At 45.5% G+C, this 16740-nt stretch carries 12 protein-coding genes and 1 riboswitch; of the genes, 4 read left to right on the top strand and 8 right to left on the bottom strand.

The window, feature by feature from the left end; genetic code table 11:
* The first annotated feature begins 49 nt into the window (after positions 1-49).
* Positions 50-2116, top strand: a complete 2067-nt coding sequence (locus ACXQIQ_RS13985; protein WP_439301740.1) for a transglycosylase domain-containing protein — start codon at positions 50-52, stop codon at positions 2114-2116.
* A gap of 147 nt (positions 2117-2263) precedes the next feature.
* Here ACXQIQ_RS13985 and ACXQIQ_RS13980 read toward each other — a convergent pair whose 3' ends face one another.
* Complete coding sequence (locus tag ACXQIQ_RS13980; RefSeq protein WP_439301741.1) at positions 2264-2806, bottom strand: YwhD family protein; 543 nt, start codon at positions 2804-2806, stop codon at positions 2264-2266.
* A 352-nt stretch (positions 2807-3158) separates the two neighbouring features.
* Between ACXQIQ_RS13980 and ACXQIQ_RS13975 the strand changes: the two genes are divergently transcribed.
* Both ACXQIQ_RS13975 and ACXQIQ_RS13970 read left to right on the top strand, forming a co-directional pair.
* Complete coding sequence (locus tag ACXQIQ_RS13975; RefSeq protein WP_439301742.1) at positions 3159-4469, top strand: NCS2 family permease; 1311 nt, start codon at positions 3159-3161, stop codon at positions 4467-4469.
* A gap of 191 nt (positions 4470-4660) precedes the next feature.
* Positions 4661-5530, top strand: coding sequence for a glycerophosphodiester phosphodiesterase (locus tag ACXQIQ_RS13970; RefSeq protein ID WP_439302022.1), 870 nt, complete (start codon positions 4661-4663; stop codon positions 5528-5530).
* Between the two features lie 41 nt (positions 5531-5571).
* Here the strand turns inward: ACXQIQ_RS13970 and ACXQIQ_RS13965 are convergent, their stop codons facing one another.
* The 6 genes from ACXQIQ_RS13965 to ACXQIQ_RS13940 form a co-directional block, all read right to left on the bottom strand.
* A complete protein-coding gene (locus ACXQIQ_RS13965) occupies positions 5572-5943 on the bottom strand; it encodes a DnaJ family domain-containing protein (protein ID WP_439301743.1) in 372 nt (123 codons plus the stop codon).
* Positions 5944-6165: 222 nt separating this feature from the next.
* Positions 6166-7209, bottom strand: coding sequence for a ribonucleotide-diphosphate reductase subunit beta (locus ACXQIQ_RS13960; protein ID WP_439301744.1), 1044 nt, complete (start codon positions 7207-7209; stop codon positions 6166-6168).
* Positions 7199-9427 (bottom strand): ribonucleoside-diphosphate reductase subunit alpha, encoded by a 2229-nt coding sequence (locus tag ACXQIQ_RS13955; RefSeq protein WP_439301745.1) that lies wholly within the window; start codon positions 9425-9427, stop codon positions 7199-7201. The genes ACXQIQ_RS13960 and ACXQIQ_RS13955 overlap by 11 nt, the downstream gene beginning before the upstream one ends.
* A gap of 161 nt (positions 9428-9588) precedes the next feature.
* Positions 9589-9798, bottom strand: a riboswitch (cobalamin riboswitch).
* Between the two features lie 203 nt (positions 9799-10001).
* Positions 10002-10511, bottom strand: a complete 510-nt coding sequence (locus ACXQIQ_RS13950) for a YwgA family protein (protein WP_439301746.1) — start codon at positions 10509-10511, stop codon at positions 10002-10004.
* A gap of 13 nt (positions 10512-10524) precedes the next feature.
* Positions 10525-11817, bottom strand: a complete 1293-nt coding sequence (locus ACXQIQ_RS13945; RefSeq protein WP_439301747.1) for an HD domain-containing protein — start codon at positions 11815-11817, stop codon at positions 10525-10527.
* A gap of 1022 nt (positions 11818-12839) precedes the next feature.
* Positions 12840-14087, bottom strand: a complete 1248-nt coding sequence (locus tag ACXQIQ_RS13940; protein ID WP_439301748.1) for a dicarboxylate/amino acid:cation symporter — start codon at positions 14085-14087, stop codon at positions 12840-12842.
* A gap of 358 nt (positions 14088-14445) precedes the next feature.
* On the opposite strand from ACXQIQ_RS13940, the gene ACXQIQ_RS13935 reads away from it, so the two are divergent.
* On the top strand, positions 14446-15288 hold the full coding sequence (locus ACXQIQ_RS13935; protein ID WP_439301749.1) for a lipoate--protein ligase family protein: 843 nt from the start codon (positions 14446-14448) through the stop codon (positions 15286-15288).
* Positions 15289-15307: 19 nt separating this feature from the next.
* Here ACXQIQ_RS13935 and pta read toward each other — a convergent pair whose 3' ends face one another.
* Positions 15308-16279 carry a phosphate acetyltransferase gene (gene pta / locus ACXQIQ_RS13930; RefSeq protein WP_439301750.1) on the bottom strand — a complete coding sequence of 324 codons (972 nt, stop codon included), beginning with the start codon at positions 16277-16279 and terminating at the stop codon, positions 15308-15310.
* Between the last annotated feature and the right edge of the window lie 461 nt (positions 16280-16740).

The following is a 16740-nucleotide window of genomic DNA, read 5'->3' as shown; positions in this document are numbered from 1 at the left end:
GTAAAAATAACTTTTGTACGGAAAAAGTTTACGAGGGAGGGGAAACCGGATGGAGCTTATAAAAGTAGAAGACTTGAGAAAGACGTGGAAGTGGGCGTGGTTATGGATCCGCACACTCTTACTATTGTCTATACCCGTTGTTGTGCTCGGACTTTTTTTCCTTATATATATCAATGTTCTTGGCCCTCCACCGTTGAAGGTTCCGCAAACGACCATCTTTTATGGGTCGAACGGTTCGATCATTGGAGAGCATGAGCCACTCGGGCAGAATCGTTTCTGGGTGAAGCTCGATGACGTCTCCCCTCACCTTGTCGATGCGACGATTGCGGTTGAGGACCGTCGTTTTTACAGCCATCACGGGTTCGATTACAAACGGATCGCGGCTGCCCTTTTAGCAGATATCAAGGCCGGAGCGAAGGTACAGGGCGCGAGTACGATCACCCAGCAATATTCTCGGAATCTATTTTTGGCCCCTGATAAAACGTGGGAGCGAAAGCTGAAAGAAGCGTTCTACGCAGCTCGGATCGAGGCCAATTACACGAAGGACGAGATTTTACAAGGCTATCTCAACACGATCTATTACGGGCACGGACATTATGGCGTTGAAGCTGCGGCTCAATATTATTTCGGTAAGTCATCGAAAGAGCTGAATCTGGCGGAAGCGAGTCTTCTGGCTGGTGTGCCGAAGGGTCCGACGTATTACAGCCCGATTAAAAATATCGAAAATGCGAAAGACAGACAGCAGATCGTCTTGGACGCGATGGTCGCAACCGGCACGATCTCGGAAAAAGAAGCGGTGGACGCATACAAGACGCCGATTGAAATCGTCGGAAAATCCGCTTTACCAGAAGAAAAGGCTTCCTACTTCCAGGACGAAGTGGAATATTTATTGAAAAACAAGGTCGGACTTGACCCGGATGAGGTGGAGCTTGGCGGATATCACGTCTACACGACACTGGATCCGAAGCTACAGAAAAAAGCGGACTATTGGGTGGAAAATACGATTCCTGATACATCGAGCATCCAGGTCGGAATGGTCGCAATTGATCCGAGGACCGGTGACATCAAGGCGATGGTCGGAGGACGGTCGTACGAAGAAAGCTCATACAACCGGGCGACTCAGGCGCGCCGCGCACCTGGTTCAACGTTCAAGCCGTTTTTATATACGGCAGCCCTTCAAAAAGGTTATACGCCTTCGAGTCTATTGAGAAGTGAACGGACAACCTTCTATGAAGGAGAGGAAAACCAATATACGCCGGAAAACTTCGGGAACTATTATGCAAACGAAGAAATCACGCTGGCTCAGGCGGTGGCATTGTCCGATAACGTTTATGCGGTAAAAACGAACATTTTCATCGGGACGGATCAGCTTGTAAAAATGGCGAAGAAATTCGGAATCAAGAGTGAACTTTCCTCTATTCCTTCCCTTGCGCTTGGTACGAAACCGGTCGGTGTACTTGAAATGACTTCAGCGTACAGCGTGTTTGCGAACAACGGAGAAAGGAGCGAGCCTCGCTTCATTAAGAAGATCGTCGATTACAAAGGCGATGTCGTGTATGAACAGGAAGTGGAGAGGAAGCAGGTCATCGAGCCTGAATACGCGTATGTGATGACGGATCTGATGCGTGGGGTGTTTGATGAACGGCTGAATGACTATACACGCGTGACCGGAGCATCAGTGAGTGGATTGATCGACCGGCCGACAGCAGGAAAAACCGGTTCGACGAACTATGACAACTGGATCATCGGATACACACCACAGCTCGTAACGGGTGTATGGACGGGTTATGACAAAGGGAAAACGTTGCACGAATTCAATGACGTCCTGTATTCAAAGAATATTTGGGCACACTTCATGAAGGATGCCATGGCCAATCGTCCAATCACTCAGTTTTCCAAGCCAAAAGGTGTCGTCGCGGTAAGTGTCAATCCGGACACTGGGCTGCTTTCCAACAAAAACTGTCCCGAAAAGCGTGTGTCCTACTATATCGCCGGGACAGAACCGACACAGTATTGCGAAGGAAAAGCCGTGGAAACAAAGGATGAAAAACCAAAACCTACCAATGAGCCTCAACCAGGGTTGTTCAAGCGAATCTGGAACTGGCTTGCGAGTTAATTAATGAAAAAGGGACTGACTACAATGATGTAGCCAATCCCTTTTTCTGTCCTAGTAAATATGTGTGTAAAGAAAAGAATAGTTTCATTTTACTTCATTTTGTCGAAGACGCACAGAACTTTTTCATTTTGTTCAAAAAAGGTTCAATTATTCTCCAAGCGCGTTTTTCACATCTTCACTCGCGCGATTCCAAAACTCTTCATTATGATCAATCAAGAACTTTTTCAAGAGCGCTTTGGATTTGTCATCCATGCGGTCGATCACGACCCGTTTTTTGAGCGCTTTATCCATGTTGTTCACATGTTCCGGCATACTCTTGTACCCTCTTCTTGCTTCCGCATCGACCTGTAGCTCACACGCGCCCAGTCCTGCGTAATAGGGTCCTTCACCAGAAGCGTCCACCATCACCCAAACAAGCCAATAAAGCTTCGGATTTGGTGCATCCTCACGGTTTGCGGTGAATTTGATACGCTTTTCAACTGAACTCCGGGCATGAAGTGCGCCCATATCAATGAACACTTCTTCTTCAGCTGGATCGACAAAGATGGGCGTGACATTATTCAAGTTGATGGTTCCGACACCGTAACCACCGTGCCCGTCCGTCGAATCACCACTCAAGATCGTGAAGCCTTGTTTTTTCTTCGGCTTATTTCCATCTTGATTATTATTGTTATTAAAGAGATCTTTCAAGATCAAAACCTCCTATATTGTTAAAAGTTAATTTCATTAAAATTCACTCCCTTTCCGCGGGCGAACCGCAAGCCTCCTCACTTCCACAGGACGAGTTATCCTCAAGTCCGTTGCGGGGTCTTGCCTGGCTCGCTATTCCCGCAGGAGTGTCGTGAATTTTTATTGAAATCAAATAAAACATACGAATTTCAAACTATAAGTACCATTCAGTATGCCTTCTAATGTATGGTTTTATCTTATCATACTATACAAATCTTATGAATGATTGTGAATTCTCCCTTGCATCATGCACCAAAAACGAATATTATATTGGATGGTCATAATAATTGTTCGTATTTTGGGGGTTATTCTCATGTTATCGAATTTTTTCAAGCTTCAAGAAAACAATACGACGTTCCGAACGGAAATCATTGCGGGGATCACGACATTTCTCACAATGGTCTATATCGTCGTCGTCAATCCAGGGATATTAAGTGAAGCAGGTGCGCCATTTGACGCTGTCTTCATGGCAACGATCATCGCGACCGTCGTCGGGACGTTATGGATGGGATTGTTCGCGAATTATCCGATTGCCATCGCACCTGGTATGGGATTGAATGCCTACTTTGCTTACTCCGTCGTCGGCGGTATGGGGATTTCATACGAAGTCGCATTCGGTGCTGTTTTCATCGCTGGTATCTTATTCGTCATTCTTTCTTTGACACCTTTCCGTAAAAAGTTGATCGAAGCGATTCCTTCGAACTTGAAACACGGAATCACAGCTGGAATCGGGTTATTCATCGCGTTCATCGGATTGCGTATGACAGGACTAGTCGTTTCCCATCCAGTGAACCTTGTCGCGTTAGGTGACCTTCATTCTCCAACCGTCATTTTGACATTGGTCGGTCTGGCCATCACATTGATCCTGATGGCGTTGAACGTACATGGTGCCTTATTCTTCGGTATCGTTGCAACAGGGACAATCGCCTTTTTAACGGGACAGTTGGAGTTTAAAGAAGGCGTTGTCGGCGCACCTTCCATGCCCGAAGCGTTCATCTTCGGAAGTCCGATCACAGCTTTTGTCGACATGTTCCAATATGGATTATATGCAGCCGTGTTTTCTTTCCTACTTGTCACGATCTTTGATACGACCGGAACGATGATCGGGGTGGCTGAGCAAGCCGGTCTCATGAAAGGCAACAAAATGCCACGAGCACGACAGGCATTGCTTGCGGATTCTGTCGCCACTTCTGTCGGAGCGATTTTCGGAACAAGCCCGACAAGTGCTTACATCGAGTCCTCATCAGGAGTTGCCGCTGGCGGACGTACAGGATTGACGAACGTTGTTGTTGCATTTTTGTTCCTGATGGCGATGTTCTTTGCTCCGCTAGTAGGTGCGATTTCAGGTTTGGCAGCCATCACCGCTCCAACCTTGATCATCGTCGGAAGCTTCATGCTATCGAGTCTTGCGAAAATTGACTGGAATACATTTGATGAATCGTTCCCTGCGTTTTTGATCATTTTGACGATGCCGTTGACGTCAAGCATCGCGACAGGAATTGCACTCGGATTCATCACGTATCCTTTATTGAAAATCGTTCGTGGGAAATGGCGTGAGGTTCATCCGCTCGTCATGCTTTTCGCAGTATTGTTTTTCATTCAACTGGCTTTCGTACCACACTAAAAACAAGCCAAACCGCCTGATATCAGGCGGTTTTTTTATACCTAAAGACTCATTGATGACAAACAGATGTCATTTAGAGCGACCATCGACCTCCTTTTCTTTAGAATCCTTCATCTCTTATTCATAGGCCCTCAATAGAGCAGCTCTAACATAAGGGGTGAAATGAAGAATAAAGAGGAGATGAGAAGATGATTCAAACAAAATTCAAACGGTTTAGCTTGTTGCTTTTTACTTTTACAATGATGGCGCTTTTGGTTGCATTGACTCCAGTCCAAGTGGTCGCTGAAGATGAGGATGACGAAGACCAGCGTGTTGAGGTCGTCGCTCACCGAGGAGCTGCCGGATATGCACCTGAAAATACGATGGCGGCCTTTGATAAAGCTGTTGAGATGGATTCCGACTACATTGAACTCGATGTACAGATGAGTAAGGATGGTGAACTGGTCGTCATTCATGATACAACCGTCGATCGCACGACAGACGGTACTGGAAAAGTTGGCGAACTTACATATGCGGAGCTTCGAGCGTTGGATGCGGGAAGCTGGTTTGCTCCTGAGTTTAAAGGTGAACACCTTCCGACATTAGGTGAGGTTTTGGATGAGTACCGTGGAAAGACGAATTTTTTGATTGAGTTGAAGGCCCCTTCCCTCTACCCTGGAATTGAGGAAAAAGTGGCTGACGCTCTGGAAGCGAGAGATATGGATGAGCCCGAAGATCATTCCGTCATCGTCCAATCATTCGATTTCAACTCTATGCAAATTTTCAACGAATTGAGCGATGAAGTGCCGGTCGGAGTGCTCACTTGGAAGTCAGAAGACTTAACACCTGAAGCGTTGGAAGCATTTACGGAATATGCAGATTACGTCAATCCGAGTAAAAGTAAAGTGAACCGTGCGCTCGTTGAGGAGATTCATGGGCTTGAGATGGGGATCATGCCTTGGACTGTCCGCGCCCAAGAAGACGTCCAACCGCTGTTGGATGCAGGAGTGGATGGCATCATCACTGACTACCCTGATTATGTTCCGAGCTCATCAGAAGAAGATGAGGAAGACGAAGATTAATTTAAGTAGGGACTGTCTACGCGACAGTCCCTTTTCATCAATTATGATTCGTTTGGCAAGTAATCTTCCAGCTTCAGTTTACGCTTTTGGGCTGGCGGTGGACAGCTTAAATTGAAGTTGAAAATCTTTTTGTTGATCTCCTCGACGTATTTCCGAATGTTGTATTCACTCGAATACCCCGCTAGCTCTGCTTTCATTTTTTCAATATCCTTGTCCATTTGGATCCAGGCCGGTAGTACATTGTTGTTTTTCAGTACTTTGTTCAGGAGGCGATCTGGATTATAGGAGAGGTCCCCATCAAGCTCTAGTGGTTTCCCTTTCCCCTTTAAGTTGTCGAACATGCCTTCTTTTTCAGAACGTTTGATGATTTCTCCGATGTGATCCTGGTAATAAAATTCATCATTGTTACTCATGTCGCACCCTCCTCGAAATTACTACTTCCTATTATTAGTAATACGAGATTAGGCACGAAAATCCCCGCCCATTTAATGTCAATTGTATGACAAAAACGACGAGTGCCAGGCACTGAACAGAAACCCTTGCGGGGCAAGGGCTTTCTTTCGGTGCCTGGCACCGACTCAAACCCGTTGCGCCCAAAGGTATCTGTGACGGTACCTGGTACTGTCTGATTCTGGTTACAGTTCGTCGAAGCCGTTGTCCTCGGAGACTTTCGTGTATTGGCGAGATTTTTGTTCGAAGAAGTCGCTTTTCCCTTCGTTGACGGATTCGTACGCTTTGATCCATGGCATCGGATTCTTCCGATGTTCAGGAAATGGTCGCTCTGCTCCGAGCTGGTTGACTCGGATGTTCGAGATGAACTTGATGTACGCATCGAGCTCAGAAGTCGAGATCCCAGGGAAGCGGTCACCGATAATGTATTTCCCCCATTTGATTTCAAGCTCTGCCGCTTTTTTGAAGGTTTTCTCCACAAAATGTGCTGCTTCCTTTTTATCCAAATCGAACTCTGCAACCACAGCTCCGTATATTTTCGTAAACAGGTTCACGTGCAGCTGTTCATCCCGATTGATGTAGTTGATCATCGTCGAGGTGGAGACCATCCTCTGATTCCTGGCCAGGTTATAGAAGAAGCTGAATCCCGAGTAGAAGTTCAGCCCCTCCAGCACAACATCGTAAACGATTGACTCCAGGAATGTTTCAGGAGTCGGATTGTTTACGAACGCTTCATAACCCTCCATGATGAACTCGTTCCGCTCCTTCAGAACCGCATCATGCTTCCAGTACTCGAAGATCTCATCCTGCTTCCCTTTATCAACTAGGCTCGACAATACATACGAGTACGATTGGTTATGGACGACCTCCTGAAAGGCGAGTACGGTCATCAATGCCGTCAGGCTCGAGTCCGTCAGGTAATTGGCTACCCGGTTCGCATAATCCGTCTGGATGCTGTCCAAAAAGGCAAGCAGCCCGATGATTTTGTTGAAGGCATCCTGCTCATCCCGAGCGAGTTCCGCATACTGTTTCCGATCGCCGGACATGTTGATCTCAAACGGCGTCCAGAAGTTCGAAAGCATCTGCTTATAGAGTGGATACGCCCATGAATAACGGACATCATCCCAGTTCAATACATTCGAGCTTTGCCCATTCAAAATGCCAGTCGAAGCGTTCGGCGCATCTGGTACATAAAGCTTCCTCTCTTTCAAAGTCTGATCAGCTTTCACAGGAATCACATCCTTCCACATCTTCATGGGAGGTCGAACGGACGTAATAAGTCGTTTTCAATCCTGATTTCCACGCTGACAGATGTAGGTCCAACAGTTCTTTCGCTTTCACTGTATTTTTTACATATAGATTGAACGAAATGGACTGATCGACATGGCGCTGCCGTGCCGCATTTTGGCGGATGCTCCATTTTTGGTCGATTTCATATGCACTTTTGTAAAACCAGGTCGTTTCAGGTGACAGATCAGGGGCAGTGACAGGAATTTTCGAGCTCTTTTTCTCTTCGGCATATTGCTTTTTGAAAATCGGGTCGATACTCGCTGTCGATCCGGCAATGATGCTTGTCGATGCGTTCGGTGCGACCGCCAGCAGCCAGCCGTTCCGAATTCCGCCTGCCTGAACTTTTTCCGCAAGCTCCGTCCATTCTTCGCCTTCGTAACCACGTTCTGAAAAATATCGCCCCGTTTCCCAATCACTGCCTGCAAACGTCGGATAGCTGCCCTTCTCTTCTGCTAACGTCTGACTCGCCTGGATGGTCAGGAAGTTGATTTTTTCATAAAGTTCATCGGCAAACGCAACCGCTTCTTCCGATTCCCAGCGGATCCCTTTTTTCGCGAGAAGATGATGCCAACCGAATGTACCGAGCCCAATCGCGCGGTATTTGTCATTCGTTAGGACCGCCTGTTTCACTTCAATTTTATCTTTATTCAACTCGATCACATTGTCGAGCATCCGGACCTGGATCGGAATCACCCGTTCCAGCGCATCTGCTTCTACGACTCGCGCAAGCGACAAGCTCGACAGGTTACAAACGACGAAATCACCCGGAGTTTTCGTGATGATGATCTTCCCGTCAGCGGTCACTTCTTCCTCAACCGTCGTGGCCGTTTGGTTTTGCGTAATTTCCGTACAAAGATTCGTACAATAGATGATGCCTTCATGGCGATTGTTGTTCAGCCGGTTGACCGTATCCTTGTAGAACATGAAAGGACCTCCGGTTTCGAGCTGGCTGATCATGATTCGCTTCATGATGTCGATCGCGGGCACTTTATCTTTCGAAAGAAGCGGATGATTGACGCATTCCTCATACCGCTCCCGGAAACTCCCTGCGCCTTCTTTTTCATCGTAAAAATCATCGAGCTCGAATCCCATCATCTTCTTCACTTCATGCGGATCGAACAGGTACCAATCTTCACGCGCTTCCACTTTTTCCATGAACAGATCCGGTAAGACGACACCTGTAAAAAGGTCGTGTGTCCGCTGACGCTCATCGCCATTGTTCAGCTTCGCGTCCAGGAAAGCGAAAATATCTTTTCCGAACACCGGGTAGTAGACCGCAATCGCTCCGTTCCGCTGCCCCAGTTGATCGACATTCACCGCGGTCGTATTGAGCTGCTTCATCCAGGCGATAACCCCTGATGACGTGTTTTTATACCCTTTGATATCGGAGCCTTTGCTGCGGATCTTCCCAAGATAAACGCCTATTCCGCCCCCAGCTTTACTGAGCATGGCGATGTCTGTGTTCGAGTCGTAAATGCCTCGCAGACTATCATCCACGGTATCAATGAAACACGAACTCAACTGGCCATGGGCCTTGCCCGCATTTGATAGAGTGGGGGTCGCGACCGTCATGTACAGGTTGGATAGCACCCAGTACGCTTCTTTTACCAGCTCTAATCTCTGTTCCTTCGTTTCTGGCATCATCAAGGTCATCGCAATGATCATCCACCGTTCTTGTGGGAGCTCGAATAGATTCCGCTCATGATCTCTTGCTAGATAACGATCGGCTAACATCCGGACGCCTGCATATGTAAGAAGGTGGTCTCTCTCTGGAGCGATGACTGCTTCTAATTCAGCGACCTCTTCTCTCGTATAATGGTTGAGGAGTTCCAGGTCGAAAATTCTCCGCTGCACGAGTTCATTGATCAGACCGTAAAAGTCTTGATAAGGGCCGCCTTGGAATCGGTTCATAGATGCTTCCTCATAGAGGGAATGCAGATAGATTCTGGCGCAAACATATGTCCAGTCGGGTTCTTGTTGAGTGATTCGCGCCAACCCTTCTAATAGGAGCAGATTAGTGTCAGGGTCTTTTTCTTTATCCGTCGATTGGATCGACACTTTACGGAACAGACCGTTTACATCCAATTGGGGAAATTCCTTTTGAAGTTGTTGTTTCAGTCGGCTTGTTGCTGACTTTCTTTTCACTTTTGTGATCATTCTTATTCCTCCTCTGTATATAAAAAAACCACTCGGAGGGAGTGGTTGAAACGGAGACGGAATGAATGACCGTATCATCAAACTCGTCGATTGAGGACGAGCATTGTTAGACATACGTCATATGTAACGCCTACGCTTCAACCCTCAATCCCCGAAGAATTGAAACACTCAAGCGGCAGGCAGGTCTACTGACTTATGCTTCATCCTACTAGGAACCTTCCCATATAAGCACCTATTGCTAGACTGACTTATACAGTGGTCACTTCCGTTCGTCCACAATTACAGTTGCGGGGACAGCTCTGGACTTACACCAGATTCCCTTTTAAGCCTCTAAATACATGGATAGAGGCACCCGACACTCGAATTCATCAATATATTGTGTTGTCCACTATAGAATCTCACTAAATATAGCACGTGTCAATAGGCAGTACCAGGTACGGATCAGAAACCCTTGCAGGGCAAGGGCTTTCTTTCAGTACCTGGTACCATAGGTCTTTTGAATTAAAAAACACTCGCCACGCGGGGTGGGAGTGTTTTTCTTCAAATCTCTTCTTCTCAGCCTATCCAATTGCTCTTACGATACGACCGTTTGTTTCTTCAAGTCATCGATATAGTTGAACGCTTCTTCAATTTCTTCTGTCGTATACTTCTGTTTCTGTTTGACGGTCTGAACCTTCTCTACGATTTCTTCCTTCGCCAAGTGGTCGAAATAAAGAATGGTAGAAATCAGTTCCAAGATGCGGGAAGGCTGCTCGTTCATCGATGTCACACAAGATTGAAGCGGCTCAAGCTCCAGATCATAGTGCTTCAAGAATTGCTCTCCTTGTTCCGTCAACACGTACCGATATTGGTAATATCCCGACACTTTCTCCTTCATCTCTTCCAAAAACCCTAAGTTACACAGTTCTTCGACTCGAAGCGTCAACTCTTCCGAATACGGCCCGTAGAAATGGAATTGATACTTCTCCCCGAATGGAAACTTCAGCTTCTTGGCAATGTAGACCATCTTCTGCAGCTTTTTACGACCTACTACTTCCCTCGCATAATTGAACAATGCAATCAACCGCGCATGATGCTCAAGCACGTTGAATCCCCTCCTAAAAATCTAATATCTCACTGATCTTTCTCTTTATATCTTGATCTTCTATCTGTTCGATTAAGTCTGATGGATAATACAATTTATGATCTGTCCGTTTCTTACCTGAAATCGCCTCGACTACCGTCGACTCTCTTGAGAGCTCTCGATACTCTCCTCTTTTCGTCAACAAATGGATCGGAAGCCGTTCTTCTTCTTCACCCGGACGGTAAAAGTCATACGGTAAGTCGGATGAAGAATCGACAATCAAGTAATAATCCGGGTCGATACCCGCTTTTACAAAGTACGTATACAGCTTGTGCCAATCTTCCATATGGACATTCGGATTGAACTCCATATACTTGAACAGACGACGGTTCAAAAACCGCTCGCACAAATCCCGAAGAATCGGATCGTCTTCTTCTTGCCATGCTTGGAAATAAAATTGAATGATGCCTTCGTCCAGTTTTATGTAATCATCAAGCTTGACTTCGCCTTTGAACAACGAAATGAAATGAAGCGGTTCAAGTTTGAACTTGTATCCTTCTTCATACAAGGACTTCGCACGGTTCAGAATCTTCGACAGGATGACCTCGGCACTTCGCGTCACCGGATGGAAATAGACTTGCCAATACATTTGATATCGGCTCATGATGTAATCTTCTACAGCATGCATGCCACTTTGTTTGATGACAACCTGATCTTCCTTCGGTCGCATCACCCGGAGAATCCTTTCAATATCGAATTGTCCATAACTCACACCTGTAAAATACGCATCCCTTAACAGATAATCCATGCGGTCCGCGTCAATCTGACTGGAAATCATACTGACAACGAGCTTATTCTCGTACGTCTTCGCAATGACTTCAGACACTTTTCTAGGAAAATCATCATCTACCCTTTTCAATACCTCGTTCACTTCGGTATCTCCAAGGATGATGGCTTGTGTAAAATCTTCATGATCGAGATCGAACACTTTTTCAAATGAATGGGAATAAGGGCCATGACCCACATCGTGGAGCAATGCTGCCGTCAAACAGAGGATCCTCTCTTCTCCATCCCAATGCGGTCGGTTTTGGAAAATCTCCGTAATCCGGCGAACGATTTCATATACACCAAGCGAATGGCTGAATCGGCTATGCTCAGCGCCATGAAACGTCAAGAAAGTCGTTCCGAGCTGTCGGATCCTTCTTAAACGTTGAAACTCTTTCGTTCCGATCAAGTCCCAAATGATACGATCACGTACGTGGATGTACCGATGGACAGGATCCTTGAATACCTTTTCTTCGTCTAATTGTTGCTGCATATAGCTCATTGCCTGGCTAGTTCCCCTTTCATCTCACTTTACGAATGTAAAACTTTTCAGCAAGGATGTGAATCGAGGTAGGTGAAAAGTTCAAGTGTAAAGTATGAGTGCAACTATGGCTCTACCTTCACCAAGGCTGGGCATCGCCAAGTTTTCTTTATCCGTATCCAGAAAAGTATCTATGCTTATTAGTACCACGAAAAACGAATGATTATGTTTTTTGATTCGACAATAGTTAATTATATATTCTTCAAAAGAAGAAAAAAACCTCTTGAAAAATCTTGGCCAGACTTTCCATTACTTCTACAGAGGGTTTCAGCTTGGAAAAAATATTTTCAAGATAAATAGACGAAATTCAGTACCTATCTTTTGGTCAGCAAAAAGGCTGTCATCTTTAGGTAAAGGATTCCACTTAGAGGCGCAAAATCAAAATTAAAAAAGACTCGTTTATTTGACGAGTCTTTTGTCTATACAGAATGGAACTTGCTTCTTATTCTATTAAAGCCCCTGGATAATTGAGTAAGCATGACTGATTCATAAATTTAACGGACATTGAGGCCCTTATTTCTATAAAACAGTCGTTTTCACTAAGCTTAACGGACATAGGAGACCTTATTTGCGGCAAAATCATCAAAAACAAGGTGCTTTTCAAAAAATAGCTTACCAGATGTCCGTTAGCACCCCGAAGTTAGCGTTTTTGACACAGATAACGGATCTCATGTCCGTTCAACTTGCCGAGACTCCTCGAAAATGAAAATTGCATTTTCTTCATGCGATGTAACACTGCTGAGGCTTTCCTTGTCCTGCGAGAACAGCGGGACAGGGAGAGCATTCACTTTTTAAAAGGATCTTCGACTAAGACCCACCACGTCCTGTGGTGAACGTCGAAGCCAGCACATCCTGTGCAAGTGAGTTGGCTCACCGCACGACCAGTGGAAAGCGAGCACCTGAAGCGGGATCAACTACTATAAAAGTTTGCGAAAACAGCAAAAAAAGAACTGACTCAACAATGAGTCAGCTCCTTACTGCATTTAAATATCCAAATCTGCTTGTGGTTGTTGTGGACCACCGTGCTTTTCTTCTGATTTCGCAACGATGACGGCACAAGATGCATCACCTGTGATGTTGACTGCAGTACGTGTCATATCAAGTAGTCGGTCGACACCAAGTACGAGTCCAATCGCTTCGACTGGAAGTCCGACTTGGTTCAATACCATGGCAAGCATGATCAGTCCGACCCCTGGAACACCTGCGGTACCGATACTCGCAAGAACTGCTGTCAATACGACAGTTACGAGGTCAGCCATAGATAGATCGATTGCATAAACTTGCGCGATGAAGACCGTCGCCACACCCTGCATGATCGCTGTACCATCCATGTTGATCGTTGCTCCGAGCGGCTGCACGAAACTGCTGACCTGTTTTGGCACATTCAAGTTTTCTTGTGCTGTTTTCATGGAAACAGGCAGTGTACCACTACTGCTGGACGTACTGAATGCCACGGACATTGCTGGCGCAAAGCCTTTGAAGAATGCAAGTGGATTCATTTTTCCAAGCGTAGAAACCGCTGTTCCGTAAGTCAAGACAGCATGAATCAAGAGTGCGAGTACGACGGTTCCGAAGTATAGTCCCATCGCTTGCAGCGCCTCGAGTCCGAAGCTTCCGACTGCAGAAGCAATCAATGCAAACGCACCATAAGGAGCTAAGATCATGACGATATTGACGAGATACATCAGAATTTCGTTACCTTCTTCAAGTAAACGATGCACCGCTTTCGTCTTCTCACCTAACACCGCAACTGCAAATCCTACGAAGATCGCAAATGCGATGATTTGAAGCATATCCCCTTTCGCCATCGCGTCAATCGGGTTGGTCGGGATGATGTTCAGAATCGTGTCCACCACTGGAGGTGCTTCAGCATCCTCCTCAAAATTGGCTTGCTCTGTATCAAATCCTCCACCTGCTCCAGGCTGGATGAGTGTCGCTAATGATAAAGCGATTACAAGTGCGATTGAAGTGGTCACCAAGAAATAACCAATCGTCTTTCCACCGATACGACCGAGCTTTTTAGGATCTCCGATACCAGCAGCTCCAAGCGCAATTGAGAAGAAGACAATCGGAACGACGAGCATCTTGATCAGATTCAAGAATAATTTTCCGACTGGACTGAAAATGTATTTATCCAGAACATCAAAAGCGTCAGCTGCAAAGATATTAAGTAATAGTCCGACAATAATACCTACAACTAAACCGATGATGATTTGTATGCTTAGCTTCATAGTTCTCCTCCTATTAATTCTACGATTTGAATTTGTCTATCGATTATTTTCTAATTGTTTAGGAAAATTGTCAAATGTAAATATAAAACATTTCGTATCTTTATACATTTTCACCCTGCTAAAGCACTGATATGTAAGCTATTGTAAGAATATCCCTTGCTAGAAACTAACAAGAAAACGCATTCTTTTATGCAAAATCTATACACTCTCGAGCAATGCGCGCATACCCCATTTTTATATTCCCAAACTGCTCCTCACATATGCAAAGAAAATTCGACATCCTTCGTAATTCGTAGATTTGAATATTTACAGGACATGCTATAATAGAACGGTTGAGTTTTAAAGGAGATTTGGAACAATGGAAGATAAGAGTAAACAGCTGTTAGCACAACCGAAATGGAGAATAATCGATCAGACGACGCTAGGAGATTCATTCCATGCACTTCAATCGTTTGCGATGGACGATACACTATGCAGTTCCATCGGATCTGAGGATTCACCCCCAACAGTCCGGGCCTGGGTCCATCAGAAGACCGTTGTCCTTGGCATCCAAGATAGTCGCTTACCTGAACTGCACGAAGGGGTAAAGTTTTTAGAATCTCAAGGGTATCAAGTGATTGTCCGCAATTCTGGCGGGCTGGCTGTCGTATTGGATCATGGGGTTCTGAACCTGTCCTTGATTTTATCGGAAAAGAAGAACAAGATCGACATCGACCAGGGGTATGATGCGATGGTCTATATGACACGCAGGATCCTGGAAAAATACGGTTTGAGCTTTGATGTGGTAGAAATCAGCGATTCCTATTGTCCTGGGAAGTTCGATTTGAGTATCGATGGGAAAAAGTTTGCGGGGATTTCGCAGCGGCGTTTACGTGGTGGTATCGCTGTCCAGATTTATCTTTGTGTAACAGGCTCTGGTGCTGATCGAGCTGCATTGATTCGTGATTTTTATGATAAAGCAAAAAGTCATGAGTCTATGAAGTTTACTTATCCGAAGGTCAATCCCGAAGTGATGGCATCGTTGTCTGAGTTGGTGGGTAAGGATCTTACTGTCAGCGACTTGATGAGGGATGTGCTTTTGTTCTTGAAGGAGCAGGATGCAGACCTGTTGTCCTCTCACCTTTCCATCACTGAAATCAATCAATATGACTTCTATCTGAAACGAGTGGTCGATCGTAATAATAAAGCACTGGAGCAATGACTCCAGTGCTTTTTTTGACTTATAGGGATTGCATGGCTGTAATCAATGCGAGCTTGTACACATCTTCTGTATTACAACCTCTGGAAAGATCATTGACCGGCTTGTTCAAACCTTGTAGTACAGGTCCGATCGCTTCAAAACCGCCCAATCGTTGGACCATCTTGTATCCGATGTTTCCAGCTTCAAGTCCAGGGAATACGAACACATTCGCTTTCCCTTCCAGTGGAGAATCGGGTGCTTTTTTCGCAGCAACTTCTGGTACGAATGCCGCATCAAACTGAAGTTCACCGTCGACTGGGAAATTTGTACCTGCTTCGTTCAACAAGCTGACCGCATCGATGACTTTTTGCGTTTCATCCGACTTTGCCGATCCTTTCGTGGAAAAGCTGAGCATAGCGACTTTCGGATCAATACCGAAGATGCGTGCCGTTTCAGCACTGGTCGTTGCAATTTCTGCTAGATCGGATGCAGACGGGTTGATGTTGATGGCGCAGTCGGCCATGATGTAACGCTCATCTTCTTTAACCATCAAGAATGCACCTGACGTACGCTTGATGCCGTCTTTCGTTTTAATGATCTGCAGAGCCGGACGCACTGTATCTGCAGTTGAATGCACTGCCCCACTTACGAGACCTGCCGCTTGATCGGTGTATACCAGCATCGTTCCGAAGTAGTTCACATCCATGAGGATTTCCCGTGCTTCCTCTTCACTCACTTTACCTTTACGGCGCTCCACGAACGCTCGTACAAGCTCATCAAAGCCTTCGTACGATCCTGGAGAAACCACATCTACATAATCAAGGTCTACGCCTTTATTCGTAAGATCAGTACGAATGACTTCCTCGTCTCCTAGTAAAATCGGTTTGATGATTTTCGTTTCTGCAAGTCTTGCTGCAGCTTCCAGGATACGTGGGTCTTCACCTTCCGGAAAAACGATGGAAGGATAGTTTGCTTGAAGCTTCTGCTCCATTGCTGTGAACATGTTCGCCATGTCAAAGTCCTCCTTTTTACAATCCGTATATATTCAAGGCTCTTAGCCAGTATGGTTCAACGTCAAAAAGACCTACTCTTTATTTCATTTCCTACAATACTCTTTTTTAACCGTGGACGAAACCAAAAAAATTTCGGAAAGCGCTTTATTGGAGAAGTTTTTAATTTCTTAATTCTTCAACACTTTATACAGTCATTAATGCTCCTCCTATCCTAGGGATCAAATGAAGCCCTACAAGTAAACTTGTGTTCTTCATTTGCTACCCAAGAGTCGCTACGCTTTCAAAATACTTTTAAAGGGGGAGCATTGAGGAATATGCTTCGGGGTCCCACTTTTAGGGTTAATCATGTTGCAGAGCTTCGTTATGTTAAGTTTTGTTTGATTTTTTTGAAACTTGATGACGGGTCGTTCGTATAAGGAGTAAAATGGATTTACAGGAATGCTTGTCATTCTGTATTTAG

The sequence above is a fragment of the Pseudalkalibacillus sp. Hm43 genome (genome assembly GCF_054170705.1).
Note: the sequence above shows the minus strand (reverse complement) of the source record. Positions and strands in the feature narration are given on the sequence as shown.